Annotated in this window: 25 protein-coding genes and 3 tRNA genes; 16 read left to right on the top strand and 12 right to left on the bottom strand. The window is 66.0% G+C overall.

Annotated elements, in window-relative coordinates:
* The 5 genes from ED92_RS04175 to ED92_RS04155 form a co-directional block, all read right to left on the bottom strand.
* Nucleotides 1-1,416, bottom strand: coding sequence for an MFS transporter (locus tag ED92_RS04175; RefSeq protein ID WP_037333156.1), 1,416 nt, complete (start codon nucleotides 1,414-1,416; stop codon nucleotides 1-3).
* A gap of 214 nt (nucleotides 1,417-1,630) precedes the next feature.
* Nucleotides 1,631-2,089 carry a hypothetical protein gene (locus tag ED92_RS04170; protein ID WP_235213187.1) on the bottom strand — a complete coding sequence of 153 codons (459 nt, stop codon included), beginning with the start codon at nucleotides 2,087-2,089 and terminating at the stop codon, nucleotides 1,631-1,633.
* A gap of 4 nt (nucleotides 2,090-2,093) precedes the next feature.
* A complete protein-coding gene (locus tag ED92_RS04165) occupies nucleotides 2,094-2,651 on the bottom strand; it encodes a SigE family RNA polymerase sigma factor (protein WP_037333152.1) in 558 nt (185 codons plus the stop codon).
* Complete coding sequence (locus tag ED92_RS04160; protein WP_037333150.1) at nucleotides 2,652-2,996, bottom strand: hypothetical protein; 345 nt, start codon at nucleotides 2,994-2,996, stop codon at nucleotides 2,652-2,654.
* A 124-nt stretch (nucleotides 2,997-3,120) separates the two neighbouring features.
* The gene (locus ED92_RS04155) at nucleotides 3,121-4,359 is read right to left on the bottom strand and encodes an Ig-like domain-containing protein (protein WP_037333148.1); all 1,239 of its coding nucleotides are present in this window, start codon (nucleotides 4,357-4,359) and stop codon (nucleotides 3,121-3,123) included.
* Nucleotides 4,360-4,780: 421 nt separating this feature from the next.
* Here ED92_RS04155 and ED92_RS04150 point away from each other — a divergent pair, with 421 nt between their 5' ends.
* Complete coding sequence (locus tag ED92_RS04150) at nucleotides 4,781-4,984, top strand: cold-shock protein (RefSeq protein ID WP_003097368.1); 204 nt, start codon at nucleotides 4,781-4,783, stop codon at nucleotides 4,982-4,984.
* A 117-nt stretch (nucleotides 4,985-5,101) separates the two neighbouring features.
* On the opposite strand, the gene ED92_RS04145 is transcribed toward ED92_RS04150, so the two are convergent.
* Complete coding sequence (locus tag ED92_RS04145) at nucleotides 5,102-5,521, bottom strand: hypothetical protein (RefSeq protein ID WP_016330848.1); 420 nt, start codon at nucleotides 5,519-5,521, stop codon at nucleotides 5,102-5,104.
* Between the two features lie 514 nt (nucleotides 5,522-6,035).
* Here ED92_RS04145 and ED92_RS04140 point away from each other — a divergent pair.
* The 5 genes from ED92_RS04140 (at nucleotide 6,036) to ED92_RS04120 (ending at nucleotide 7,623) form a co-directional block, all read left to right on the top strand.
* A complete protein-coding gene (locus ED92_RS04140; protein ID WP_020633070.1) occupies nucleotides 6,036-6,293 on the top strand; it encodes a hypothetical protein in 258 nt (85 codons plus the stop codon).
* Nucleotides 6,294-6,419: 126 nt separating this feature from the next.
* The gene (locus ED92_RS04135; protein ID WP_037333144.1) at nucleotides 6,420-7,190 is read left to right on the top strand and encodes a hypothetical protein; all 771 of its coding nucleotides are present in this window, start codon (nucleotides 6,420-6,422) and stop codon (nucleotides 7,188-7,190) included.
* 153 nt (nucleotides 7,191-7,343) lie between these two features.
* Nucleotides 7,344-7,416, top strand: a tRNA-Glu gene (locus tag ED92_RS04130).
* A gap of 28 nt (nucleotides 7,417-7,444) precedes the next feature.
* Nucleotides 7,445-7,518 (top strand) — tRNA-Asp (locus ED92_RS04125).
* A 31-nt stretch (nucleotides 7,519-7,549) separates the two neighbouring features.
* Nucleotides 7,550-7,623 (top strand) — tRNA-Phe (locus ED92_RS04120).
* Between the two features lie 523 nt (nucleotides 7,624-8,146).
* Here the strand turns inward: ED92_RS04120 and ED92_RS42360 are convergent.
* The gene (locus ED92_RS42360; protein ID WP_152610822.1) at nucleotides 8,147-9,367 is read right to left on the bottom strand and encodes a hypothetical protein; all 1,221 of its coding nucleotides are present in this window, start codon (nucleotides 9,365-9,367) and stop codon (nucleotides 8,147-8,149) included.
* A 178-nt stretch (nucleotides 9,368-9,545) separates the two neighbouring features.
* Here ED92_RS42360 and ED92_RS04115 point away from each other — a divergent pair, with 178 nt between their 5' ends.
* A complete protein-coding gene (locus ED92_RS04115) occupies nucleotides 9,546-10,106 on the top strand; it encodes an HD domain-containing protein (protein ID WP_235213186.1) in 561 nt (186 codons plus the stop codon).
* Here ED92_RS04115 and ED92_RS04110 read toward each other — a convergent pair.
* Nucleotides 10,097-10,567 carry an NUDIX hydrolase gene (locus ED92_RS04110; protein WP_037333142.1) on the bottom strand — a complete coding sequence of 157 codons (471 nt, stop codon included), beginning with the start codon at nucleotides 10,565-10,567 and terminating at the stop codon, nucleotides 10,097-10,099. The genes ED92_RS04115 and ED92_RS04110 overlap by 10 nt on opposite strands.
* A 10-nt stretch (nucleotides 10,568-10,577) precedes the next feature.
* A complete protein-coding gene (locus ED92_RS41255; RefSeq protein ID WP_152610821.1) occupies nucleotides 10,578-11,462 on the bottom strand; it encodes a hypothetical protein in 885 nt (294 codons plus the stop codon).
* Nucleotides 11,463-11,623: 161 nt separating this feature from the next.
* Between ED92_RS41255 and ED92_RS04100 the strand changes: the two genes are divergently transcribed.
* The 8 genes from ED92_RS04100 (at nucleotide 11,624) to ED92_RS04065 (ending at nucleotide 18,756) form a co-directional block, all read left to right on the top strand.
* Nucleotides 11,624-12,094 carry a hypothetical protein gene (locus ED92_RS04100; RefSeq protein WP_037333140.1) on the top strand — a complete coding sequence of 157 codons (471 nt, stop codon included), beginning with the start codon at nucleotides 11,624-11,626 and terminating at the stop codon, nucleotides 12,092-12,094.
* A 542-nt stretch (nucleotides 12,095-12,636) separates the two neighbouring features.
* On the top strand, nucleotides 12,637-12,888 hold the full coding sequence (locus ED92_RS42870) for an AMED_5909 family protein (RefSeq protein WP_037333135.1): 252 nt from the start codon (nucleotides 12,637-12,639) through the stop codon (nucleotides 12,886-12,888).
* Entirely contained in the window at nucleotides 12,881-13,177 is a 297-nt protein-coding gene (locus ED92_RS41755; RefSeq protein ID WP_161791084.1) for a helix-turn-helix domain-containing protein, read from the top strand. The genes ED92_RS42870 and ED92_RS41755 overlap by 8 nt, the downstream gene beginning before the upstream one ends.
* A 353-nt stretch (nucleotides 13,178-13,530) precedes the next feature.
* The gene (locus tag ED92_RS04085; protein ID WP_161791083.1) at nucleotides 13,531-15,096 is read left to right on the top strand and encodes an FtsK/SpoIIIE domain-containing protein; all 1,566 of its coding nucleotides are present in this window, start codon (nucleotides 13,531-13,533) and stop codon (nucleotides 15,094-15,096) included.
* Entirely contained in the window at nucleotides 15,093-16,742 is a 1,650-nt protein-coding gene (locus tag ED92_RS04080; RefSeq protein ID WP_037333133.1) for a replication initiator, read from the top strand. The genes ED92_RS04085 and ED92_RS04080 overlap by 4 nt, the downstream gene beginning before the upstream one ends.
* 12 nt (nucleotides 16,743-16,754) lie before the next feature.
* A complete protein-coding gene (locus ED92_RS04075) occupies nucleotides 16,755-16,967 on the top strand; it encodes a helix-turn-helix domain-containing protein (protein WP_037333131.1) in 213 nt (70 codons plus the stop codon).
* A gap of 293 nt (nucleotides 16,968-17,260) precedes the next feature.
* A complete protein-coding gene (locus tag ED92_RS04070; protein WP_200882665.1) occupies nucleotides 17,261-18,094 on the top strand; it encodes a site-specific integrase in 834 nt (277 codons plus the stop codon).
* A gap of 86 nt (nucleotides 18,095-18,180) precedes the next feature.
* Nucleotides 18,181-18,756, top strand: a complete 576-nt coding sequence (locus ED92_RS04065) for a hypothetical protein (RefSeq protein WP_037333127.1) — start codon at nucleotides 18,181-18,183, stop codon at nucleotides 18,754-18,756.
* Nucleotides 18,757-19,004: 248 nt separating this feature from the next.
* Here the strand turns inward: ED92_RS04065 and ED92_RS04060 are convergent, their stop codons facing one another.
* Complete coding sequence (locus ED92_RS04060; RefSeq protein WP_037333125.1) at nucleotides 19,005-19,784, bottom strand: trypsin-like serine protease; 780 nt, start codon at nucleotides 19,782-19,784, stop codon at nucleotides 19,005-19,007.
* A gap of 157 nt (nucleotides 19,785-19,941) precedes the next feature.
* Here ED92_RS04060 and ED92_RS04055 point away from each other — a divergent pair, with 157 nt between their 5' ends.
* Nucleotides 19,942-20,763 (top strand): arylamine N-acetyltransferase, encoded by an 822-nt coding sequence (locus tag ED92_RS04055; protein WP_037333123.1) that lies wholly within the window; start codon nucleotides 19,942-19,944, stop codon nucleotides 20,761-20,763.
* A 4-nt stretch (nucleotides 20,764-20,767) separates the two neighbouring features.
* Here the strand turns inward: ED92_RS04055 and ED92_RS04050 are convergent, their stop codons facing one another.
* Together ED92_RS04050 and ED92_RS04045 are read right to left on the bottom strand one after the other, a co-directional pair.
* Nucleotides 20,768-21,067 carry a GNAT family N-acetyltransferase gene (locus ED92_RS04050; RefSeq protein ID WP_037333121.1) on the bottom strand — a complete coding sequence of 100 codons (300 nt, stop codon included), beginning with the start codon at nucleotides 21,065-21,067 and terminating at the stop codon, nucleotides 20,768-20,770.
* Nucleotides 21,064-23,841: an EAL domain-containing protein gene (locus ED92_RS04045; protein WP_037333119.1), complete on the bottom strand. Its 2,778-nt coding sequence runs from the start codon at nucleotides 23,839-23,841 to the stop codon at nucleotides 21,064-21,066. The genes ED92_RS04050 and ED92_RS04045 overlap by 4 nt, the downstream gene beginning before the upstream one ends.
* Between the last annotated feature and the right edge of the window lie 100 nt (nucleotides 23,842-23,941).

Genomic DNA, 23,941 nt, shown 5'->3' with positions numbered 1-23,941 from the left:
TTAACTCGCCGGTAGCTCCGAAGCGCCGCCGGGAGTGGCCGTTTCCGGTTTCCGGCGCCGCGCGATCCGCGAATTCACGATGCCGCGCAGCGACACCCCGGCCGTTTCGGGCAGCAGCAGGATCGGGATGGCCGCGATCGCCGCCGCGCCCATCAGGTAGTACGCGGGCCACAGGTTGTCGCCGGTCGAGGTCACCAGGCTGCCGATGATGTACGACGCCGTGCCACCGAAGGCCGCGGTCGAAACGCTGTACCCGATGGAGAAACCGCCGTAGCGCTCCTGCGTCGGGAACATCGCCGGCAGCGTGGCGGCCAGCACGGCCAGGATCAGCACCAGCGGCACCGCGATCATCAGCACGCCGAGCGTGAGCTGCCAGCCGTTCTGGTCGTCCGCGGCCGCGCCCATCAGTGAGAACGCCGGGATCGGGAGCACCAGGAAGCTCGCACAACTCGCGATCAGGATGGGTTTTCGCCCGATGCGGTCGGACAGCATGCCGATCGGCACGATCAGGATCAGCATCAGTGCGATGGTCGCCAGGATGATCAGCAACGGCGCGTGCCCGCTGAAGCCGACCACGTCCTTGAGGTAGGTCTCCAGGTACGTGATCACGATGTAGTCGGCGACGTTCAGCATCACCACGATGCCGATGAGGTGCAGGATCGACGTCCAGTGCTTCTTCAGCAGCGCCCTCAGCGGCGACTTCTCGACCTGGTCCTTCTTCTCGATCTCCTGGAACAGCGGAGTGTCCTCCAGCTTGTTCCGCAGGTACAGACCGACGATGCCGAGCGGGCCCGCGATCAGGAACGGCAGGCGCCAGCCCCATTCGCGCATGGCCTCGTCGCCGAGCACCACGGTGAAGATCGTGACGAAGCCCGCGCCCATCGCGAAGCCGACGAGCGTGCCGAATTCCAGCCAGCTGCCCCAGAAACCCCGGCGCCGCGCGGGCGCGTACTCCGCGATGAACGTCGCCGCGCCGCCGTACTCACCGCCCGCCGAGAAGCCTTGGATGGTGCGCAACAGGATCAGCAGGACCGCCGCGGCCGGGCCGATCGTCGCGTAGGACGGCAACAGGCCGATGATGAACGTCGACCCGGACATCAGGATGATCGTCAGCGCGAGAACCTTCTGGCGCCCGATCTTGTCCCCCAGCGGACCGAACACGAAGCTGCCGAACGGCCGGACGATGAACGTGATCGCCAAGACCGCGAAGGTGGCCAGCGCGCCTTCGGAAGTGCTCGACGCGTTGAAGAAGACCTGTCCCAGGATGGCAGGCATGAAGCCGAAAACACCGAAGTCGTACCACTCGATGCAGTTACCCATCGCCGCTCCGGCGACGGCCTTTCTGATCTGCTCAGGTGGGGCTTCCGCCGGTTCCCCTTTTTCCTGATGTGACGCGCTCAGCGCCTCTTCGGCCATGGGTTTGACCTCCCGACCCACCCGTTTACTTACCCATCGTCGAGGGTTTGTTCCCTCGACCGTAGGGGTTCAAACGTGCGGGTTCAGCGTTTTGCAGCGGTCGAGCGAGCGCCGTTCCGCCAATACGGTGACGAACCACCAGGTGAAGCCGATGTCAGAGAATTTCCGATTACTTTGGGTCACACCTCGGGAATCGGACTTTCCGGACGCGAGATCAGCGGGTCGTGGCCGTCGTCGGAGGCTCGCTCGGCTGCTTCGTCGGGGTGGGCGCGCGATGGGGACCGGTCGTCGTCGTACGGCCGGGCGGGAGCGATTTCGGCGTCGAACGCGGCTGATCGGTCATCGGCGCGGAAGAGGGTGGGACCGGCGTTCCGGGAGTGACCTCCGCCCGCGGGGGCGACTCGGCCGGGGCGGGGGAGACCGGTGCCGGGGCGATCGTCGACAGGCCCGGCCCGGCGGGTTGGACCGGCGCGGGCCCCTCACCACCGCGACCGCCGACGGCGATCGCGCCGAACACGATCACCGCGATCGTCGCCAGCGAACTGCCCGCCACGGCCAGCCGCTTGCGTCGTCGCCGGATCCGGCCACCCCGCTCGATGATGTCCGCCGCCCGGATGCCCAGCGGGGGACCGCTCGCGCCGTGCGAAAGCACGCCTCTGATGTCCTCGTCCATCTCCTCACCTCCCATCGTCGTGCGCTCCGCTCAAGGCCAGTTCACTGAAATGCGGACCGAGCCGTTTACGCAGGGTCGCAAGCCCCCGCGCGCCCTGGCTCTTCACGTTCCCGGTGCTGCAGCCCAGCGCCGTGGCCGTCTCTTCGACGCTGAGATCCTCGAAATAGCGCAGGACAAGGACGGCCCGCTGCTTCGGGGCGATGCCGGACAAGGCGTGCCTGACCAGCATCTCCTGTTCCGTGCCGTTGCTTTCGCCCGGGACGTCGGGAAGAGCGTCCGTGAGCTTCTCCCGTTTGCGCCAGACGCGCCGATGCTCGGAGAGGAACGTCCGCAGCACGATCTTGCGCGCGTAGCCGTCGAGCGCGTCGTGCCGGGAGAGCCTCGGCCAAGCCAGGTACAGCTTCAGCAGCGCGGCCTGGGTGATGTCCTCGGCCTGATGCCAGTCGCCGCACAGGAGGTACGCGGTGGCACGCAGGCTGTGCGCGCGCTCGTCGAAGTACCGGGCGAACTCGCCGTCCCACGGCGAGCCCGTCCCGGTCTTCGACGAGCGGCTCGGCGTCACCTAGTTACCGGCTCCTTCGACGATGGCGGGGAGGTGCAGATCCCCGGTCGGCCCGGCGGGAACGGCCTTGGGCACGCGGTGCTCGCCCGGCGCGGCGACGGCGGGGGTCTGCGGGACGCTCCGCGGCGGGGCGGTGGTGGCGCGGGGCGGCTCCGCCGGACGCGTGGTGGTGGGCTCCTTGGCCGGCGGCTGGGGCGCCTGAGTGGCCGTCGGCGACGGCGCGCTCTGATCGGCCGACGCCAGCGACGTGGTCGCGAAGGCGGCGCCGCCCGCCAGCAGCAGCGCGCCGAGAGTGAGAGCGATACGAGTACGCAAGAGTGTCTCCTCGATCCGGGCGCCGCTCATTGACCGCGGCGCCTTACGTCGTTAGACATGCGTCCCGGCCCGAGCAGGGTTGCATCGACTTTCGGAACACGAACGGCCGGAGACCACAGTGGGTCTCCGGCCGCCCGGTTTCATGGAAGTCCCGTCAGCGCAGGGCAGACAAGCCCTGCCACTCCTCCCAGGAGTAGGTCCAGTCGCTGTAGTCGCGCGCCCGGTTGATCTTCTGGGTGCTGCCCTCGATCTCGACCGGGTCCCCGACCAGGGCGCCGTCCATGTACGCCTTGGCGTTCGCCGGCGCCAGGTTCACGCAGCCGTGCGAGATGTTCTTCTTGCCCTGCGCCCAGATCGAAGGCGCGTAGCCGTGGATGAACTCGCCGTTGGTCGAGAACCGCACCGCGGACGGCACGACGATGTTCTCGTAGTCGTAGCGCTCGTTGGTCATCGAGTACGTGTCGTGCTTGGACATCACCACGTGCGTGCCGCTCGGCGTGACACGGCCCGGGTCGGCGTCGAGGCCGTAACTGGCCGGGTAGTCCGCGATCTGCTGCCCGTCGCGGATCACCAGGAGCCGGTGGGTCTGGGTGTTGCCCTTGACGATCTGCGAGCGGCCGATCGTGAAGCTCGCCGAGCGGTCTTCCTTGCCGTACACACCTTCGCCGATTTTGACGCCGTAGATCTTGGCGTTGAACTTCACCGTGGTGCCGGGCTGCCAGTAGGCCTTCGGCCGCCAGTGCACCGAGGTGTCGTCGTGGACCCAGGCCCAGGAACCCTCGGTCTTCGGCGTGGTCTCGACCGACAGCGCCTTCTCGACCGAGGCCTTGTCGGTGACCTTGGTCGGGAACGTCAGCGTGATCGGCATGGCGATGCCGTACGTCTGCCCGTCGAAGACGTTGATATTCGCGCCCACCTGCTTGCGCGGCTTGACCGTGGTGAAGGCCCCGCCGATCTCGACGGGTTTGCCGTCGGTGCCGGTGGCCTTGCCGGACCACGTGTAGGACTTGCCGTAGCCGAGCTGCTCGGTGGTCGACCAGCTCTTCTTGTCCTCGGACGGCTGCCCCGCGACCTGCTTGCCGTCGGGGTTGGTCAGCACGACCTGGTCGAGCGTGCCGTCGGCGACGCTGACCTTGATGGGCTGGCCCGGCGCGACGTCCTGCGCACCCGCGGCGGGCTCGTACGTCAGCTTGGCCGGCGCGGGCGCCTTGCCGCCGGTGTCGCTGCTGATCGGCCCGCCGCCGTCCGGCCCGCTGGCCGACACGGTCGGCTCGCTGCTGCACGCCCCCAGCGTGAGAACGGCCACCAACCCCAGTGCCGCGATCGCCGCCCGGCGGCGCGCGGTTTCCGTGAACCTCAAAGCTTCCCCTTTGCTCCCCTGTACACCGACCATGACGTCCGGACAGCCCCGTAAGTTGATCCCACCGAGAGTGATGCGAGTCACAATCGAGTGGATCGTAGTTCACGATCGGGGCATGGCCGACTTCGGTCCGTGTCCGGCGATGACCTGAGGTCGGCGTGCGGCGACAGGCTAGCGAGGGGGTCCGACAGAAGCGGGATCGGTATACGACGTTCCGGTGACCTTGGTACTTGGGGGTGCCCAGAGTCCGATCACGGGCTTCAAATATGGCCAGATCCCGGTACGCTGCCATCAGGCCGTCGTTTTGCGTGTTCGTGGCTTCACACTCGCGGAACTTCTGACGCGAGCCATGAGCCGGTGACGCGCTCTTCGCTCGACTCGTTGGAACCGCCCGGGACGGTCTGGGTGTCGCTTCGGAGGCACTCGAAGCGGATGTGCAACGAGGAGTACAGCGGTGGCGCAAGGCACTGTGAAGTGGTTCAACGCGGAGAAGGGCTTCGGCTTCATCGCGCAGGATGGCGGCGAGGGCGACGTCTTCGTTCACTACTCGGAGATCGAGGGTCGCGGTTTCCGCACGCTCGAGGAGAACCAGCGAGTGGAGTTCGAGGTCGGTCAGGGTCAGAAGGGCCCGCAGGCCCAGAAGGTCCGCGCGATCTGAGTCCGCCCTTCAGGCGTTGCTCAGACTGATCGGAAAAGCCCCCGGCGATCTCGCCGGGGGCTTTTCCCTTTGCCGCTCAAGCTTCTTCTGATGTGCTGTTCCGTTCCGGGCGAGGAGTCACCGGGGGACGGGCTGCTCCCACGCGTTGGCGTCGAAGCGGAATTCGTCGGTGTGGGCTTCCTCGTGGCGGCGCTGCTGGGCCGAGTTGGCCTGCGACTCCCACGAAAGACGTTCGAGGATCCACTCCTGCGCCAGCGCCTGCGGCGACAGATTGCGCTCGGCCGCGGCGTCCTTGAGCTGTTCGCAGGCGATGAGGTTCATCCGCAGCTGGAAGACCTGCGCTTCGCCGAAACGCTTGCCGGTGCCGGTGCTCTCCGGGTCGTTTTCCGGGGCGAGGGCACGAAGGTAGCTGGTGAGCTCCGTGTCTTCGACGACCGCTTCGGCCTCCTTGGTGGGGGAGTTGCGGTGACGACCGGGGTTGACCGGCTTCAGGTTCGTGCGGCTGCCGCTACGACGGCTGAGGGAAGGAAGGGGCACCGGGCCACGATAACGGTTCGGTCTCGGCAAACCAACCACAGTGAGCCACGACACACCCAATTTCTTGTCTCGAATGGCCCAGCACCGACAGGAAAACCTTTTCTCGTGATCACAAACCGCAACCGGAAGAGGAAAGACCAACGGAACCGGGCCTGGGCTGCCAACCGCCGCCGCAAGGAACCTGGGGTCTGGGGGTGGCCCCCAGAAAACGGAGCGACCCCCGCGCCAGGGGGAGGAACGCGGGGGTCGGAGGGGATCTCCACAGGCGCTGACCGGGGGTGTGTCAGCAAATCGATTGTTGCACGGTTTCCTGAGAAGGGCGAGTGGGCGCGGGCAGAATTCCGGTCAGGCGGCCACCTCTGGTTCGCCTGTGGTTCATGTGGCGCGGGGATGCGCGTGATCGCTCTGCGTTGTGCGGAGCGTGGTGACAGGTTCACTCTCCGGGGGGCTGTGTGTCGCGGCCGGCTCTGGCTAGCCTCGCGGCCAAGCTGTTCGTTGGCCGTCTGGAGGAACCATGGGTGGGTCTGTGGAAGTGCGACAGTTCCTCCTTCGGTACGAAGGTGCCGATGGGGGAAGCTCGACGACGTTGGCCGGTGGTCTGCCGGCACAGCGCACGGGTCAGGGGGATGCCCAGCGGGTGTCCGACGACCAGGTGCGGCGTGCCCGGCTGGCGGTGGCCAACGGGGCGCTGGGCGTCGATGACTGTGTCCAGTTGCTGGACATGCTGGGGTTGACGCTGGACGAGGACGGGCAGGCGCCCGTCCAGCGCTGAGTTCGTTCGTTCACGAGGCCCGGTCGCGCGGGGTGTGCCGCGCGACCGGGCCTTCGTTCGTCCTCGACGGCTTCCCGGCAGTTGTGTAACACTGTTATCAAACAACTGACGGGAAGGTGTGGCGACATGGCCGACGAAGCGGCGATCGTGGTGGCGCGGGAGATCCGGGGTCCGGTGCAGGTGCTGGGCGGGAAGTTCATGACCTCGCCGGAGCTCGCCGAGGTCGAGGCGGAGGCGGGGCTGTCTCCGCGGTCGCTGTACCTCCGAGGCCGGTCCGCGGTGCTGGGCGACCCGCCGCCGAGGGTGGTCTCGGAGCTGTTCGGCATCTTCCCGTCCTGGCTCTTCGAGTTCGCCCTTCCGCCCGCGACGGCGGCGCTCGACGCGGCCTCCGCGGTCCGTGCCTACTCGCGGTCATCGGCGAACTGGGGGCGCGTCAACCTTTCGGGTGCCGACGCCCCTGGCCGTTCGGCGGAGCTGCTGTTCCGTCTCGTGGACGCCGCGGACGCGAGCGGTCTCGCGTTGTTCGCCGGCTGGCAACGCGCCGAACGTCCGGCGGACGACGTCGAGCGGCTGGCGTTCGCGCTCATGGTCTTCCGCGAGTTCCGTGGCGGCATCCACTTCGCGGCCCTTCGCGCGGTGGGCCTGACGGTGCCCGAGGCGGTCGTCGCGGATCCGGAAGGCGGCCGTGGCCGTCTCCTGCGCACCGCGTGGTCCGAGGAGGCCGCCGACGGGCTGATCGCCGCGGCGGAGGCGAAGGGCGATCTGCGGCAGCGGTGGCGGCAGGCGGAAGACCTGACCGATCGGCGCGTGGCCGAACTCCTCGCCGTCACTCTGACGGGCGACGAGCAGGAGGAGCTTCTGCGCCGTCTTGGAGCCCTTCGGGTCGCCTCGCCCTGATATCCTGAACTCGCCGCGTTCTCGCAGGTCCCAGCCCTGTGAACAACTAGAGGACCCCCTGTGCGGGAGCCGAAACAGGGGTGTCCTATAGTTATGTTCGCTCCCGGGGACACCGGAGAGCGCGGGTCGGTCGGTTCGCCGAAACCGAACCGGGCTCCCATCGTCCAGCGGCCTAGGACTCCGCCCTTTCAAGGCGGCAACGCGGGTTCGAATCCCGTTGGGAGTACGCAGTACAGTTACAAAGCAGTATGCAAGGCCCTGTGGCGCAGTTGGTTAGCGCGTCGCCCTGTCACGGCGAAGGTCGCGGGTTCGAGTCCCGTCAGGGTCGCAAGATCGTTCGGCTCCTCGCCGGCGTTCCCGGCCAGGTAGCTCAGTTGGTACGAGCGTCCGCCTGAAAAGCGGAAGGTCGCCGGTTCGACCCCGGCCCTGGCCACCGCTCTCAGAACCGCCTTGATCCAGGTCAAGGCGGTTTTTTCATGTCCGGGGTCGATCTTGAGTCTGTCCACTGTTGACCGTGGTTGACCCGCTTTGGCCGCCGCTTGTCGCACGTATGTTGCACGCCTCGGGGCTGCTGTCGCTCGCTGAGGGCTTCGCGTGCCTGTTCGCCCCGTTTCCCTCGCCCCTGCCATCTCTAGCGCCGGTTCGGTCGCGTCAAGGCACGCTTTCCCGCCTTGATGCGGGCGGGCCGGTGTTAGACGCTGAGAAGCGAGGGACCTCCTGGTGACCACTGCGCGTCGGCTGGGTGGGTCGGGTGATCTCGCCGTGTGGCTCCTGGGTCTCCGTCGTCGTTGGCGGCGCGCTGCGGGTGCTGCCCTGCGGCGGGCTCGCCCGGCGGCGCCTGCCGGAGCGGAGCGGGAGGCCGGCGTCGCCTCCTGGGCGTAGCCCGCCGGACGGGTGGTGACCCACGCGCCGCCAACGGCGGCGCCTTGATCCCATAGAGCTAAGTTCGGCAGTGATTAGAGAGCCCCACCGATGACCCCACCGATGACAGCAGCCGCTGCGCTAGCGCTCGTCGCTATCGCGATTACTCGGCTGTCGAACCGATCGCCCAAGTTCTCCAGTGAGGATCGAAGGAGGTCGAGGTTTAGTGACTCGACGACCGTTGCGTCGTCCTGTAGATCCCGCGTGAACATTCCTGCGGTGTGTCTCGCTTCAGACCTTCGGTCAAGGCGCTTCGTAGATTCCTGCCACTCTCTGATGAGTAGTTCGAGCTGCGATAGGGCGAGCCACGTTCCAGTCAGGTATTCTCTCTGCATCCCCCGTTCGAAGCGGTATTTCCAAGCCTCCCGTGGTCTCTTATGCCAGGCCTTCCGTTTTCTAATGGCTTGCGTGAAGTTGAGCTCTAGTAGCTTCCCCAGGCCTGACCGGGTTGTATTTTCCAGCTCGCGAATTCGCTGTGCGCAATTTTTTGAAATTGCAAAGTCTAAACTGTCTTGGTCGAAAGTCGAAAACAAGCTGGCGGCAACATCGTGGATCTCTGTCCTGCCTTCAACTTTTACGCCAATATACGGAGTGTGGATGCTTGTGTCCTTGAACTCCAGGCTGTGTTCCGTGTTTTCCAGTGCAAGTATTGATAGATCCCTGTGCCAGAACTGAAACGAGCATCCAGGGCTACAGCTTTGGATGTGCGAGCTTAGCTTCGCTCTGGTGACCGCGTGCTCGATCACCTCGATCGCTGCATGCCCGCCAGCTTGGCTCCTGCGCGCTTCGCTATGTGATTCCCAGATTGTCAGTGCTGTTATGCCGTCCCAAACAACGTGGTACTCCTCGGAGGGGAATTTTCGACTGTCTTTGAATGCGGGCTGATTCTTGAAGGGAACCCGAATCTGAAATTCTAGAGGTTCGTTGAACTGAAATATGTTCATTCGGTCGTTGTTGAATAGATCTTCGCTCGTGACGATCTTGGAATTCTTGTGAAAGTGATACTTGCCTGACCATTCAGGTCTAAACTTGTGCGGTAGAACCTTAATTACTCTCACGTCTTTTTCGAGTGCAGATTTCAAGCTGCGTAAGCGCGAAGCGGGAGATCTTTCATCCGACTCGGGAATTTCTAGCATTAAGGTCGCCATGCGCGCGACAAAGTACCGCTTGTTGGTATCGACCACTGTAACGAGGTCTTCGTTGGCGGTCTCGTTCAGAGTGCTGCTATCGTGACTCCCGTTCGAGGATTCTTTCATTGTGCGCCTTCCGAGCCGCATCGTTTGTGTCGTATGAGAGTCGAGGCGAGGGCGGCATCTGTTACTCCTGTGTCGTCGACGTTGTTCAAGTATTACTTGATCATGTAGAAGCTTGTCAGTGCTCCAGCTAACGTCCGACCACTGGGCGGCGGTTTGAGGTCGTCGATAGCGTGGGCGCGTGAGATTGACGATGTGGGCCAGCGAGCTTGCAAGCGAATGTCTCAGTCGACCGCTTCCGCGTCGGCTGACGCATGTCCTGGGGGTCCGCGAGCGGCTATCGCAGACGAAGGATCTGTTCTCGGCTGATGAGGCGGACCTGCTCGCTGCGGCTGGGCTGGTTCACGACATCGGGTATGCGGAGAGACTGGCGGTTACAGGACTGCACGCGTTGGACGGTGCACGGTATCTGCGGGAGGTCGAGGCTCCGGAGCGATTGTGCGCGTTGGTGGCACACCATTCAGCGGCGTACTTGGAGGCAGGCCTGCGGGGCCTGGGCGACGAGCTAGCCGAGTGGGCCGACGAGCGGACGCCGCTCAGGGACGCTCTGTGGTGGGCGGACATGACCACGTCGCCGGATGGTGAAGTCGTCACCTTCGAAGAGCGAGCGGCAGAGATTCAGCAGCGGTACGGACCGGATGACGTTGTGTCGACGTTCATTCAGCTAGCGCGGCCGGAGTTGGCGGGTGCGGTCGAGCGGACAGAAGCCCGGTTGCGGGCTGCGGGCATCGATTATGTGTAGAACGGCTGGTCAGAACCCTCGAAGCCGCGGGCGATCCTGAGCCGGATGGCGGGATGGATATTGAGGCCGTCCAGCCTGGCTGGTTCGACCCACAGAACCTCTTTGCTCTCGTTGCTCGTACGCAGGTCGCCGGACACGGGGCGGGCGCGGAAGCAGAGCGAGAACTCTTGGCGGACCTCGCCGTCGTCGTACTCGATGACGTAGTCGGGGTCGGAGAAGATCCCGATGAAGCCAGTGACGTCGACGGTCAGACCGGTCTCTTCCTCGACCTCGCGGACCACGGCCTGGGCCACCGTCTCGCCGAACTCCTGTCCGCCGCCGGGGATGGCGTAGCGGTCGTTGTCGGTGCGCCGGATCATCAGCAGCCGGCCAGCCTCGTCCAGGATGAACGCGCTGACGGCGACCCGCAGTGAGTTCGCCTCCGGCGCTTTCGGTTCGTGGTAGTGGTCTCGGCGTGCCATAGCTCCTTGCCTACCAGGTCAGCGGCTTGGCGGCAGCCCAGACAGTCTCGAAGCTCTCCATGTATGTCTCGAACATGTCGCCCTTCGGCGTCTGGCGGAGGTGTAGCGCGGGGGCGTGTGCTCCTGGAAGGCCGTACACGTGGGTGTTGATGACCATCTCGTCGTCGAATCGGAACACCGAGTTGTACAGCGTGGTGGTGTGCAGCCGCGCCTCTACGCCGGGTACGCCATCGAGCGGGCGCAGAAACGCCAGCGCGTTGCGGATGCGAGCGGAAACGGTGCGTGCGTCGAGCCGTTCTTCTTCGCTGCGTTTGGTGGCCTCGTCCGCGTCGGGATCGCCGAACAGAAGCCGAATTTTGGCCCCATCACTGGCTTTCTGCTTGATCTGCTTCGCAAACGTCGGTCGTTCAACGAGGAACAAGGCGGCCAGGCAAAGAATGTCGATGCGTTCCCCGCTGTCGTCCAGCAGCCGAGTCCACAGGTCGGCAGGGATCGCGCTCCGGTGCGGGAAGACTTCGACGACTTCCAGGTTGCCGCGCGGTTCCATCGCGGAGCTTGGCGGATTAATGGCTTGGCTCGTCGGCGACGCAGTTGGTTCGGGAACGAACTCGATTCCACCGTCGTGAAACTCGAAGAGTTGTTCGGCTTGCCAGCCGGGAAGCATGGCTTCGAGGATTCGGCAGTGGTCGGCGTAGGGCAGGCCGACGAGTTCGCCGGATAGCCATCGGTAGAACTGGGCTTTGCTGGGGAAGCTGCCCCTGAGGTTCTTGTCGACCTTCTCGGCCACCTTGTCGTACTCGCGGCAGAACGCGCGGTAGCTCTGCAAGTGTCGTCCTCTGAGCAGGACTTTGAGGACGATCGGCCGAGTTTCCTGAGCTGTGGTGTCGGGGCTCATGAGACCAAGCTAGCACGGGAGACGAGACAAGACGAGACAAGGTGAGTGCGAGACGCTGTGAGGCGAGACCGAGACGGTGTCGTGACGGGACACTCATTTGGCCGATTGTTGTAGGTACGCCGGTAAAGGCGTATCCGACAAGCGGGAAGGTTCACTACGACATGGCGATCGAAAAGGGTATCCGATTCAGCGTTGACCACGATGACGCGTTTCCGCAGGGTCTTGTGATGGTGGGCGAAGTGTCGCCGGACAACGAATACCAGTCGCGTGAGGAGAGGGCGCAGGGGCGGCCGACGAGGCAGCGGGTGGACGAGGTGACCGGGAAGCGGCAGTGGAAGTTCATGGCGACCGACCCCGGTGAGACGAAGGCGAAGCGGGCTTCGTTCGAGATCACGTTGCTGGCCGATGTGCAGCCGGTGCCGACGACGGCTGAGGTGATGCCGGGAATGCGCCCGGTGGAGCTGGACGGGCTGACCGCAGAGCCCAGGGTGACCGGGCAGGGTGAGTACAAGTACCTGTCCTACGTGTTCCGCGCTACCGGATTCAAGGCCGTGGGTAGCGGCACGGGCTCGACCTCAGGAGGGAAGGCAGCCCGGTCGACGGCGGGTGAGTCCTCGGCCAAGGCCGCGTGACGGCACTGACTTCTAGAGGGAAGTGGTGTCGTGACGTCGAAAAAGCAGGTGTCCGCGTGGGAGTCGGCGTACCGCGTTTATCGGGACGCGGCGGACGTGGATGCACGGTCGCGGGGCGCGAATCCGGTTGTTGCGCGAGAGATGGCGGCGGCGTCGCGGTTGGTCGCTCAGGCATGGCGAGCGCTGGGCAGTGATCCCGACCTGCCGTGGTGGGTGGTCGCCGCCGTGGGGTCCGCCGCGCAAGCCTTCGAGGACCAGGCACGGCAGTGGGAACGCAAGGCGGGAGGTGACGAGTATGCGGGAGGGGTTCGGCCCAACGTGGGTGATCAGCCCGTGGGACGACGTGACGGTGGAGGAGACTGGTTCGGGTCCGGGGTCGCCCCCGGCGCTGGTGCTGTCGGGCACAGCGGGATCGCTGACGATCCGTCCTCCCGAACATCGGGGCGACTGGCTGAGCCGAGCCGTCTTCCTTCGCCGACTCCGCGATTGCGCGGACGAACTGGCGGCACTGCTCGAAAGCCGCGCACGGACCGGGGCTTGTGATGACGACTCCGGGCAGGAATGAGCCGCAAACACTCAAGGATGCGCACGACGTTGCGGCAGCGACTCGCCCGCTGCCAGGGGCAAGCCTGACGACGTGGCTGAAATGGCGGCAGGCCAACGCCAAAATGTATCGCGCGGTGTCCGATGTGGACCGTTTTCATCATCACGAGATTCGGTACTGGGTCGCGCACGAGGACGGCAAGGCGGAAGAACTGGCCGCGAGGATTCGGGCGGAGAAATCGGATGCCTAGCAGCGTGCAGGAATGGGGAGGCAACGGCGACGGCTCGATGCTGGACGGCAAGACGGCGGCGCAATGGTTGCGGCGGGCACGTCGATTTCGGCGACTGACCCAAGCTCAACTGGCCGCGCGATCCGGCATCAGCCCTCGGCACCTCGGCCAACTGGAGCGGGGCGAACGGTCGTTGACCACGGTGACTATAGCGGTCCGCCTGGCGGATGGCCTAGACCTCGCACGGGAGCACGTGTGGTTGGTCGCGCTTCGGGAGTTCGAACGCAAGGAGCGTGCACAAAAGAACTGATCAGATAGGCGAGAACTGAAGATCGACGATTTTCGCACGTGGGGACGTGCGGCGTATAAACGCGTCCTCACGTGGCTAAAAGTGTCCCTTAAAACGCAGAACCGGCCCTTGGCTACCAACCTGTTCCGGTTCTGCGCCTGTCCACTGGAGCAGTGAACAATGACGAAGATAAATGACGGCACACAGTGCGAGTCAACGGGGGTCACCCGAACGCGCTGTCCGGAATGTAAGAAGTTTGCTCGGCTGCTGCCGGGTGAGGAGAAGTGCGCCCCGTGTCTGGGGATGCTGCCGTTGTCGATCGTGGTTCCCGCTGCTGGTCTGCGGGGTGGTCGGTGATGAATACGCAGGAGGTCATGACCACGCTCGCGGTCGGTGGCGGGCTGGCGGTGGTGTTGTGGGTGCTGGCCAAGGTCGGCCGTGTGCTGGCGAGTGTGTTCGAGGCGCTGGCCGCGTTGGCGGTGCTCGGTGTGGCGTTGTGGGGTCTGCTGCGGGCGGTCGGCTGGATTGTTCGGCAACTCGTCGGGCACTGGCGTACCTGCCTGGCGCTGCTGGGTTTGTGGGCCTGGTGCACGGTGCTGGGCTGGGTGTCCCTCGTCGTCACGGTCGGCGTGCTGGCGGCGGTGCTGCTGGTGTGGTGGCGACTGGACGAGGTCGGCTATGACCTGTGGTGCGGCCGGTGGCTGCGGGCGTGGTGGCTGCGCTGGGCGCTCTACGGGCGGAAGCTGGCGGGTTGGCTGCATGCCTGCGGGCTGACGGTGCGCGATGACGCGATCCCGGTCGACGTGACGGTGAACCTGGTGTCTCGTCGGCGCAAGCGTGAGGCGGTCGCGAAGGCGCGTCAGGCGTCCGGGGTGGCGGTGCCGAAGCTGCTGTCGGTCCGCTCCGGTCCGTCGTGGGATGAGGTTCGGGTCCGGTTGGTCCCTGGGCAGAAGCCGGAAGACTTCGATGAGGTCGCGCGGGAGTTGGCGGTGGCACGGAAGGTCGCGCGGTGTCAGGTGCGGGAGCTTGAGCCGGATGTGGTGTCCATCGACTTCATGCGCCGCGATCTGCTCGACGCGGCGGTGACGTGCCTGCCGGTCCCGGAGATGGTCTCCGTGGACGGCTCGGGAGTGGATCTGCGGGCGGTCTATGCGGGGTCGACCGAGTACGGGACCTCGTGGACGTTGCCTCTGGTCGGTGGTGGGGCGCACACGCTCGTGGCTGGTGCGTCGGGGTCGGGGAAGGGCTCGGTCCTGTGGGCTCCGCTGGTGTCGGCTGCGGCACCGATCCGCGCCGGTCTCATCCGCGTGTCCGGGATCGACCCGAAAGCGGTGGAACTCGCCTACGGTCGCGGGATCTTCGCTCGCTACGGCGTGTCCGGCAAGGAAGCCCTGGACGTCCTCGACGCGCTGATCGAGGAGCTGGAGAACCGGAAGCGCGTCTTCGCCGGGAACACTCGTCAGGTCCCGGTCTCGACGGAGTATCCGGTGGAGCTGCTGGAGTTCGACGAGATCGGCGCTCTGACCCGCTACACCGATCGGAAGACCCGTGACGCGATCGTGGAACGGGTGGCGATCCTGACCACGCAGGGGCGGGCGCTCGGGTTCGCGGTCCGGGGCTATGTCCAGGAACCGACCAAGGAAACGGTTCCGGTGCGGGAGCTGTTCACTCGCCGTATCTGCCTGCGGGTGACCGCGAAGAGTCAGGTCCCGATGGTCCTCGGGGACGGCGCGTACGAGCGTGGGGCGTGGGCGAACCGGATTCCGGAGTCGGCGGCCGGTGTCGGCTACGTCTGGGGCGAGGGCATCCGCGAACCGCTGCGGGTCCGGGCGGGTTGGGTTCCGGACCAGACCATCAAGCATCTGGAGCACTACGTCACCAACGGCGGTGCCTCGGTCATCCACCTGTCAGACCGGCGCGGCGAGAGGGGGACGGCATGACCACGACAGATTCGCAGGTCGGAGCAGGTCCGGCCTCCCCGCCGGCCACGAATGGACGAATCCGCGGTGCCTTGTCGGCGGAGGTCGTGAAGGCCACCGCGGAAAAGCACGGCGTGTGTGTGCGGCCCTTCACGATGGAAATGGGAGACACCGAAACCGGCGAGATCCGCTACGTCCCGGTGCCGTGCGGGTCGACGGTCGAATCCGTGTGCCTTCCTTGTGCTCGCAAGGCAAAGGCGCTTCGTCAGGCGCAGTGCCGTGAGGGCTGGCACATGACCGAGGAACCCGTCATCGAACGGGAAGTGCCGTCGAAGACGCAAACGGAGCTGGTGGCGTTCCGGGCTGATCTGGCGGTGGCCTATCGGGATGCGCTGGCGGTCGGTGACGAGGTCGAGATGGAGGAGCTGCGGGCAGAGGTCGCCTCGGTGGACGAGGAGCTGCGAGCGTCCGGGATGACGGGTCGCCTGCCCGCTCTCGACGTTCCGGAGAAGCGTCCGGTGAAGCGGTCGACCAAGCGGCGGCAGGACGCGCCGAACTTGCCACGCCGCAAGGTCAGCAAGACCACCGTGGGCCGTGAGTTCGCGGGGAAGTTCCGGCCGTCGATGTTCGTCACGCTCACCTGCGACACCTACGGCCCGGTCCGGTCCGACGGTTCGCCGGTGAACCCGTCGACGTATGACTACCGGCGGGCTGCTCGGGACGCGGTGCACTTCTCGGCGCTGGTGGACAGGTGGTGGCAGAACCTGCGGCGCGTGGTCGGCTGGGACGTGCAGTACTTCGCCACCGTGGAACCCCAACGGCGGGCGGCTCCGCACCTGCACACCGCCCTACGCGGCTCCATCTCCCACGAAGTCATCCGGATGGTCACCGAGGCCACCTATCACCAGGTGTGGTGGCCGGAGCATGACGAGATCGTCTACACGGACCGGGAACCGTTGTGGGACATGCGTTCCCGGACGTTCGTGGACCCGGACACTCGGGAAGCGCTGCCGTCGTGGGATGAGGCCGTGGAGGCGGTGGAGGAACCGGCGCATGTGGTCACGTTCGGCCGTCAGGTGCACTCCAAGGGGATCTTGGGCGGTACCGAGGAATCCGGGCGTCACATCGGCTACCTCACCAAGTACCTGACCAAGTCCACCGGCGAGGTGGTCGACGCTGACACCCCGGCCCAGCAGGATCACCACGACCGTCTTCACGCGGAACTGGCGGTGACCCCGTGTTCGCCTCGGTGCGCGGTGTGGCTGCTGTACGGCATCAACCCCAAGGGAGCCAACGGAAAGACCGTTCCCGGTCACTGCAAGGGACGCGCTCATCGTCGAACGACGCTCGGGCTACCGGGGCGGCGGGTGCTGGTGTCGCGGAAGTGGTCGGGCAAGACCGTGACCGATCACAAGGCAGACCGGAAGGGCTTCGTCCTGGACGCGCTGGCCGCTGTCGGCATCACCAAGGAACAACCCGAACCGGACCGGTTCGTCTGGCGCAAGGTCGAACCTGGAGACACCCACTGCCCACCACGGGACCACCTGGTGATGCGCGCCATCTCCGAACGGATCACCTGGAAGGCCGAGTACGACCGGGCGCTACTCGCGGCACAGGGGCCACCCGGTGAAGGTCCGGAAACTTCGGCAACTCGGCAAGCGGCCTAGGAAGGGGGAGACGTGGAGAAGAACTATCTGACAGTCGATGAAGCGGCTGAGTACCTGAACACGGGCGTCCGGTTCGTGCGGCGGCTGATCGCGGAACGGCGGATCGCTTTCCACAAGGTCGGCGTTCACGTTCGGCTGGCGGTCGCTGATCTGGACGCGTTCGTGATGGCGGGACGCGTCGAGCCGGTACGGGTGAGCTGGTCCGCTGGTCGGGCGGTGGCGTGATGGCGAAGAAGCGGAGGCGGTTCGGGTCGGTTCGGAAGCTGCCTTCCGGCCGGTTTCAGGCGTCGTTCCTCGGTCCGAACGGTGTGCGCCAGTACGCGCCGGACACGTTCCGGACCAGGACCGACGCTGATCGATGGCTGGTCGGCGTAGAGGCGGACATCAACAAGGGTGCCTGGCTGGACGACAAGCTAGGACGAGAAACGTTCGGCAACTACGCGGGTGCTTACCTGCGCGACAGTCCGAACATCGGGGACAGGTGGGAGGAGACGTGTCGGCGGAACATGCGCCTTCACATGACTGAGCTGCTGGATCTCCCGTTGATCGCGATCACCCCACCGGTGGTGCGGAGCTGGTACGCCAAGGCCCTGCTCGGGGAGGGCGGGAAGACGTCGATCGGGCAGTCGTACCGCTTCCTCCGTGCCGTGATGAACTCGGCCAAGAGGGACGGGGCGATCGTGATCAACCCCTGCCAGATTCCCGGTGCGGGCTCCGACAAGGCCAAAGAGCGGGGCATCGCCACCCCTGGGCAGATCGTCGACCTTGTCGAGGCGATCACTCCTCGCTACCGGGCGGCTGTGCTGCTGGCGGCCTGGTGCGGCCTTCGTCGCGGTGAGGTCTGCGGCCTGCGGACGGCTGACGTGGACCTCGTGGACGGTGTCGTGTGGGTCCGGAAGAACCGGGTGGAGCTTCTGGAGAGTCCGAAGAAGTACGACAAGGACCCCAAGACGGACGCGGGGCGTCGGCCGGTGTCGGTCCCTCCGCACGTCATGCCGTACCTGCGGGATCACATGAAGGAGTGGGCGGGGCGGGATCGGTTCTTCGTCGGCAGGGACGGGCAGCCGATGCGAGGGAACGCGGTCTATCAGGCGTTCGTCCGGGCGCGGGTGAAGGTCGGCGTGGATGTGAGCTATCACGACCTGCGGCACACGGGCCAGACACTCGCGGCGAGTGCGGGTGCGACGCTGGCTGACCTCAAGAAGCGGCTCGGGCACGCGTCGGCGGCTGCGTCCCTCCGGTATCTCCACGCGGTCGAAGGGCGAGACAAGGAGGTAGCCGACCAACTGAGCAAGCTCGCCGCGCACGGGAACGCTGCCAAGCTGCCCAAGACGATCATCGTGAAGCACTGAGGGCGAACAGTCTCTTGAAGATCAATTCCCGGTGTCGTTTTGGCGACTCGGCAAACACGCTCGATCTTCAGGGCGACTTGGGAGGCATGAAGACGGACGTGCCGTTGTGGGTAGCGCTGCTGGTTCCCGCTGGCGCTTTCCTGGGCATCCTGGTGGGTCAGTGGTTGACTTCCCGCCGGGATGCCCTTGGGCGCCGAGAGCAGCGGAAGCTAGCCAGGACGGAGACCTATACCGAGTTCTACCAGTCCGTGGTCAAACTGGTTGATTGCGTCGAACACGCGCGCCGCGACAAGCTCGCTGCATCTGGGCAGGCTGTCATACGCAAGTACTTCATTCTGAGTATCGCCGCCTCACGGTCTGTGGACTCAGTCGCTGCGGACCTTGCCATCAAGGCGGGGTCGCTGACACCTGATCAGGATCTCTCTGATGCCGAGATAGAGGCTTTAGAGGAGGACCTGTCCGAGATGGCCGCTGTGGTCTTGGAACGGATGAAGGCCGACCTGGATGGCGAACGTCGGGGGTGGGTGTATCCGCTGTGCGGGTGGGTCAGGTATCCCGCTCTGTCGGCTCGCAGGTTGACCCTTCGGGTACAGGACCGGTGGGGAGCTTTCAAGACGGAGCTTCAGAACGAATCCGAGGCACGTCCGGTCGTCGAAGGGTAGAGAAGCACGATGTTGCACGGGGGTTGCACGCGGCACTGGTGCAACCCCCGTGACCTGCGGAAACGTCTGTGCCTGAAAAGCGGAAGGTCGCCGGTTCGACCCCGGCCCTGGCCACCGCTCTCAGAACCGCCTCGATGCACATCGAGGCGGTTTTTTCATGCCTGGGGCCGATTGCACGGCAAAGCGCGGTGGCGTCCGATGTCGCAGGAGCATCGGGCGCCACCGCGCGGTGCGGTGTCCTGGGTGTCCTACTTACCGGTCTGCTGCTTGATCCAGTCGGTGAACGCGGTCACGTCGGTGTAGATGCCCGGCATCTCCGGGCAGCTGGCGGTCTGGCCGCGGCTGGTGGCGCCGACCAGCGTCCACTTGTCGCCGGCCTTCACGACGGCGGGGCCGCCCGAGTCGCCGTAGCAGGCGCTGGCCTTGCCGCCCTGGTTGTCCATGCACAGCTCGCTCTCCGCGTCGTAGGCCCCGGAGCCGGAACAGCCGGAGTCTTCGGCGATCTTGGTGTCGAGCTGCTGGAGGACCACCGGTGCCTCACCACAACCGCGCGTGGGGCAGGTCAGACCCCAGCCGATCTCGCGCACGTCGGTACCCGCCTGCGGCGACTGACCGATCTCGATCGGCGCCGCCTCCGCGGCCTTGGTCAGGTGCACCAGGGCGATGTCGTACGGGCCGGAGCCGTCGTACTTCTCGTGGACCACGAACTTGTCGACCTCGGCGACCTCGCCGCCCTTGGTGTGGTCGGTGGTGTTGATGCGGTACTGCCAGTTCGACGGCTGCTCGCCCTCGACGCAGTGCGCGGCGGTCACCAGCCACTCCGGCGCGATCAGCGACGCGCCGCAGTTGTGGTCACCGCTCTTGGTCTGCATGGACGCCATGAAGGTGTAGGTCTCGGTCGCGTCCACACCACCCACGATCAGCGGCTGAACGCCCGAGGGCGGTTCGGCGGCGGAAGCCGGCATCGCCAACCCGAGTACGGCGGCCGCTCCGGTCAGCAGACCGGCGACGAGGGAACGAGTCCTCATCTGCTTTCTCCTTCCACACCGGTGTGTTTCACCGGTTCACTCCGGAAGGGTGGCCAATCGTCACTCGTTCGTGGAAGTGACGAAAGTCGGTGGCCGTTGCCAGTTACCAGTTGGCCGATCTTGACTTCGAGTTAGGTGGAGGTGTCAATCTCGAGGCATGACAATCACAGCTGAGCAGGTCGACGAATGGACCGTCGGCACCCTCGACCTCGACGCGTACCTCGGCCGGATCGGTCAGAGTCGCGCGACGCCCTCGGCCGCAGCGTTGCGTGAACTGGCAAAGGCGCACATCCTCGCCGTTCCGTTCGAGAACGTCGACGTCGTTTTGGGGCAGCACAAGGGAATCGCGCTCGAAGACGTGATCGGCAAACTCGTCGGCCGTAGTCGTGGCGGCTATTGCTACGAGCACGGAAGCCTTTTCGCCGCGGCCGCCGAGCAACTCGGCTATTCCGTGCGCCGCCTGGTCGCGCGCGTGCAGCCGCAGAAGAACGGCCCGTACACGCATATGACGCTCGCGGTCGAGGCGGACGGCGTGCAGCACCTGGTCGACGTGGGCTTCGGTGCCGGGATGCTGGTGCCGATGCCGCTGGTCGACGGCGCGGTCGTGGATCAGGCCGGCTGGCCGCACCGGCTCGTCGCCGACGGAGACTGGTGGCGCCTGCAGAAGAAGGAAGGCGAAGACTGGACCGACCTGCACGCCTTCACGCTCACGCCGATGCACCGGATCGACTACGAGGTCTACCACCACTACACGTCGACACATCCGCGGTCGCCGTTCACCGGGCAGCTGGTGGTCATGCGGCTGGAGGAAGGGCTCAGCCGCAAACTGGTCGGCGAGGAGTTCATCGTCGAACGTCCGGACGGGACCAAGGAGACCACCAAGATCCCGCCGGAGCGGCTCGACGCGACACTGCGCGAACTGGACGTCGTCCTCACCGAGGACGAGCTCGCGAAACTGCTGAAGATCTACCCGGGCTGAGACCTCAGAGCTCGAATTCGGCGCGCTTGTCCTCGGGGACGAGGTCCTCGTACTCGCGGTGTTTCGCGATGAAGGAACGCACGTACGGGCAGTAGGGCAGGACGGACCTGCCCTGCGCCCGGACGTCGTCGAGCGCGGCGGTCACGAGCTTGCCCGCCAGGCCCTGGCCCGCGAAGTCGTCCGAGATTTCGGTGTGCAGGAACAGGATCGCGTCGGTGCGCGTGCGGGTTTCCAGGAACCCGGCGGTTTTCCCGTCCACGACGATGTCGTAGCGGTCTTCTCCGGCTTTGATCTCGACACTCATCCAGCTGCTCCGAAAAGTTCGTCCGGCGGCGCGGGGCGACCGAGATGGAAGCCCTGCGCCTGGTCACAGTGCAGCTCACGCAGGACCGCGAGCTGCTCTTCGTCTTCGACACCTTCGGCGACGACGATCAGGTCGACGGCGTGCGCCATCGCGATGATGCTCTTGACGATCGCGGCCGCGTCCCGCGATTCCGCGATGCCGATGACGAAGGTGCGATCGATCTTGAGCGTATCCAACGGGAGCCGTTGCAGCTGGGCGAGCGACGAGTAGCCGGTGCCGAAATCGTCGATCGCCAGCGAGACACCGAGATCGCGCAACGACGTCAGGACCTCGGCGGCCGCGGCCTGGTCCCGCATCAGCGCGCTCTCGGTGACCTCGAGGGTCAGCGCGTGCGGCGGCAGGCCGGTCGTCTTCAGCGCGTCCTGCACCCCGGCCACCAGATGCGGATCGTCCAGCTGCCGGGCCGACAGGTTGACCTTGAGGTTCAGGTCGATGCCGAGCTGCTCGCGCCGCCTGGCGATCTCGCGGGTGGTCGTGCGCAGGACGTACTTGCCGATCAGGTTGATGAGGTCGCTTTCCTCGGCCAGCGGGATGAACTCGGCGGGCGAGATCGTGCCGTGCGCGGGATGTTTCCAGCGCAGCAACGCTTCCACGGCGACCATCTCGCCGGATTCGATGTCCACGACCGGCTGATACGCCGTCCAGAGTTCCTCGTTCTGCAGGGCGTCGCGCAGGTCCTGCTCCATGCGCAGCCGCCGCTGCATCCGCTCGCGCAGCTCGACGTCGAAGAACTCGTAACGCGCCCGGCCGAGCGTTTTCGCTTGGTACATCGCGACATCCGCGTCGCGCAGCAGATCTTCGGCGGTCCGGGTGTCGTCGTTGGCCGCGGTGACGATGCCGATACTGGCGTCGATGTGCAGCTGCCTGCCGTTGACGGTGATCGGCTCGGTCAGTGCCTCACGCAGATGTTCCGCCAGTGCCTTGATCTCGTCCGGTTCGGTGATCTCCGCGGTGACGACGACGAATTCGTCGCCGCCGAGCCTGCCGACGAGATCGTTCTCGCCGATGCCCCGGCGCAGACGTTCGCCCGCGATACGGAGCACCTTGTCGCCGACGGAATGCCCGAGGGAATCGTTGATCACCTTGAACTTGTCGAGGTCGATGAACAGCAGCGTGGTCAGCTCGGCACGCCCGGCGCCGGACAGCGCCTCGGCGAGACTGTCCAGCACCAGCGTGCGGTTCGCGAGTTCGGTGAGCGGGTCGTGCGTCGCCTCGTGGGCGAGCCGTTCGCCGATGGCGCGGCGTTCGGTGATGTCGGTGAACGAGGCGACCACCGCCTGGACCGACGGGTCTTCCGGGGTCAGCAGCCGCGAGGTCAGCGAGATCCAGACGTCGTCGCCCGCCGGCCTCCGCAGCCGCAGTACGAGACCGGTCAGCGTGGCCCCGGTGCGCCGGGTCACCACCGATGGCATCCGGGCGGGCGGGATGCGGCCCTGTTCGTCGTACAGCTCCAGCGTCACGCACGGGACACCGATGAGGTCGTCGTGGTCGACGCCGATGATCCGGCACGCCGCGGGGTTGGCCGATTCGATGAGTCCGCCAGGGCCGATCACGACCACGCCTTCGTCGAGCGACGCGACCACCGTGCTGTAGTGCTGTTCTGCCCGTCGGCGGGCCGTTTCGTCGGCGCAGACGAGGACGAAACCGTCGTTCATCTCGGCGGCGGAGATGCGGATGGCCAGTGTCGAACCGTTGCGGTGGCGGTGCGTCGTCCGCATGACGCCGCCCCGGCGCAGCACCGTTTCCGGGTCGAGCGCGGCGCCGACGAGCTCGCTCACCGTGCCGCCGATCGCCTCGCCCGCCGTCCAGCCGTAGACGTTCTCGGCGGCGGGGTTCCAGCTGGTCACCACGCCGCTGCCGTTGGTCGCGATGATCGCGTCGCTGACGTGGCTGATCAGCGCGGCCTGGTAGCGCAGCGTCGCTTCGGCGGCCTTCTGCGCGCTGATGTCGCGCATGATGACCTGGAACGCGGGCCTGCCTTCCCAGGTCGTGCGCACGGAAATGCTCTGGACCAGGTACTTCGTGCCGTCGAGGCGGAGCATGACGGTGTCGGCGGGAACGGTCGACGCACCTTGGCGGTGCAGTGACGCGATCCGGTCCAGGAGGGCCGGAAGCGATTCGTCGGCCACGAAGTCCATGATCGGCCGCCCGATCAGCTCGGCGGTCGAGGACGCGCCGAGCGCGGTGAGGGCCGCTCGGTTGACGTAGGTGACAACGCCGGCTTCGTGGACACAGACCGCGTCGGGGCTGAGTTCGACCAAAAGCCGGTAGCGGTCAGTGAGATCTTCGAGGGCCTGCCGGTTCTCGCGGACGTCGGTCACGTCGGTGGCGATGCCGAGCAGCCCCGACGAGCCGTTGTCGTCGCCGATGGTGCGGGCGCGCAGCCGGACCCAGCGGATCTCGCCTGCCGGGTTCCGGAACGACTGCTCGAGTTCGAACTCGCGCCAAGGCGGGGAGGTGCGGGTGCCGGCGGTCAGCGGGGCCACCAGATCGGCGAGCCTGGACTCGATCTCGGCTTCGGTGAGCGCGCCTCCGCCCAGGAGGTTCTCGAGTCCGGGCAGCCAGGACAGGGTCTCGGCCTCGAAGTCGTACGACCAGATGGCGGCGTGGTCGCCCGCGAGGCCGAGATCGCCGAGCGGCTCGTTTCCGAGCGGCGCGCCTGCCGGACGACCGGAATTCCCGGCCCCGGGCACGGCGAGGGCGTCAGCCTCCATGATCCGTCCGAACCCCCTCTTCCGGTGCTGGCACCGTCGATTACACCACCCGCGGAGGGCGCTGTATACGCGAGCCGAAGGCGGGCCACCGCCGATATGC

This window comes from Amycolatopsis sp. MJM2582 (assembly GCF_000754115.1).
Taxonomy (GTDB): Bacteria; Actinomycetota; Actinomycetes; order Mycobacteriales; family Pseudonocardiaceae; genus Amycolatopsis; species Amycolatopsis japonica.
This window is presented reverse-complemented; position numbering and strand designations above follow the sequence as displayed.

Excerpts from the sequence above, each read along its gene's own strand:
- ED92_RS04175 (WP_037333156.1), bottom strand. The coding sequence starts at position 1,416 with ATGGCCGAAGAGGCGCTGAGCGCGTCACATCAGGAAAAAGGGGAACCG.
- ED92_RS04170 (WP_235213187.1), bottom strand. The coding sequence starts at position 2,089 with ATGGACGAGGACATCAGAGGCGTGCTTTCGCACGGCGCGAGCGGTCCC.
- ED92_RS04160 (WP_037333150.1), bottom strand. The coding sequence starts at position 2,996 with ATGAGCGGCGCCCGGATCGAGGAGACACTCTTGCGTACTCGTATCGCT.
- ED92_RS04155 (WP_037333148.1), bottom strand. The coding sequence starts at position 4,359 with ATGGTCGGTGTACAGGGGAGCAAAGGGGAAGCTTTGAGGTTCACGGAA.
- ED92_RS04140 (WP_020633070.1), top strand. The coding sequence starts at position 6,036 with ATGGGTGGGTCTGTGGAAGTGCGACAGTTCCTCCTTCGGTACGAAGGT.
- ED92_RS04135 (WP_037333144.1), top strand. The coding sequence starts at position 6,420 with ATGGCCGACGAAGCGGCGATCGTGGTGGCGCGGGAGATCCGGGGTCCG.
- ED92_RS42360 (WP_152610822.1), bottom strand. The coding sequence starts at position 9,367 with ATGAAAGAATCCTCGAACGGGAGTCACGATAGCAGCACTCTGAACGAG.
- ED92_RS04110 (WP_037333142.1), bottom strand. The coding sequence starts at position 10,567 with ATGGCACGCCGAGACCACTACCACGAACCGAAAGCGCCGGAGGCGAAC.
- ED92_RS41255 (WP_152610821.1), bottom strand. The coding sequence starts at position 11,462 with ATGAGCCCCGACACCACAGCTCAGGAAACTCGGCCGATCGTCCTCAAA.
- ED92_RS04100 (WP_037333140.1), top strand. The coding sequence starts at position 11,624 with ATGGCGATCGAAAAGGGTATCCGATTCAGCGTTGACCACGATGACGCG.
- ED92_RS42870 (WP_037333135.1), top strand. The coding sequence starts at position 12,637 with ATGACGACTCCGGGCAGGAATGAGCCGCAAACACTCAAGGATGCGCAC.
- ED92_RS41755 (WP_161791084.1), top strand. The coding sequence starts at position 12,881 with ATGCCTAGCAGCGTGCAGGAATGGGGAGGCAACGGCGACGGCTCGATG.
- ED92_RS04085 (WP_161791083.1), top strand. The coding sequence starts at position 13,531 with ATGACCACGCTCGCGGTCGGTGGCGGGCTGGCGGTGGTGTTGTGGGTG.
- ED92_RS04080 (WP_037333133.1), top strand. The coding sequence starts at position 15,093 with ATGACCACGACAGATTCGCAGGTCGGAGCAGGTCCGGCCTCCCCGCCG.
- ED92_RS04070 (WP_200882665.1), top strand. The coding sequence starts at position 17,261 with ATGACTGAGCTGCTGGATCTCCCGTTGATCGCGATCACCCCACCGGTG.
- ED92_RS04065 (WP_037333127.1), top strand. The coding sequence starts at position 18,181 with ATGAAGACGGACGTGCCGTTGTGGGTAGCGCTGCTGGTTCCCGCTGGC.
- ED92_RS04060 (WP_037333125.1), bottom strand. The coding sequence starts at position 19,784 with ATGAGGACTCGTTCCCTCGTCGCCGGTCTGCTGACCGGAGCGGCCGCC.
- ED92_RS04055 (WP_037333123.1), top strand. The coding sequence starts at position 19,942 with ATGACAATCACAGCTGAGCAGGTCGACGAATGGACCGTCGGCACCCTC.
- ED92_RS04050 (WP_037333121.1), bottom strand. The coding sequence starts at position 21,067 with ATGAGTGTCGAGATCAAAGCCGGAGAAGACCGCTACGACATCGTCGTG.
- ED92_RS04045 (WP_037333119.1), bottom strand. The coding sequence starts at position 23,841 with ATGGAGGCTGACGCCCTCGCCGTGCCCGGGGCCGGGAATTCCGGTCGT.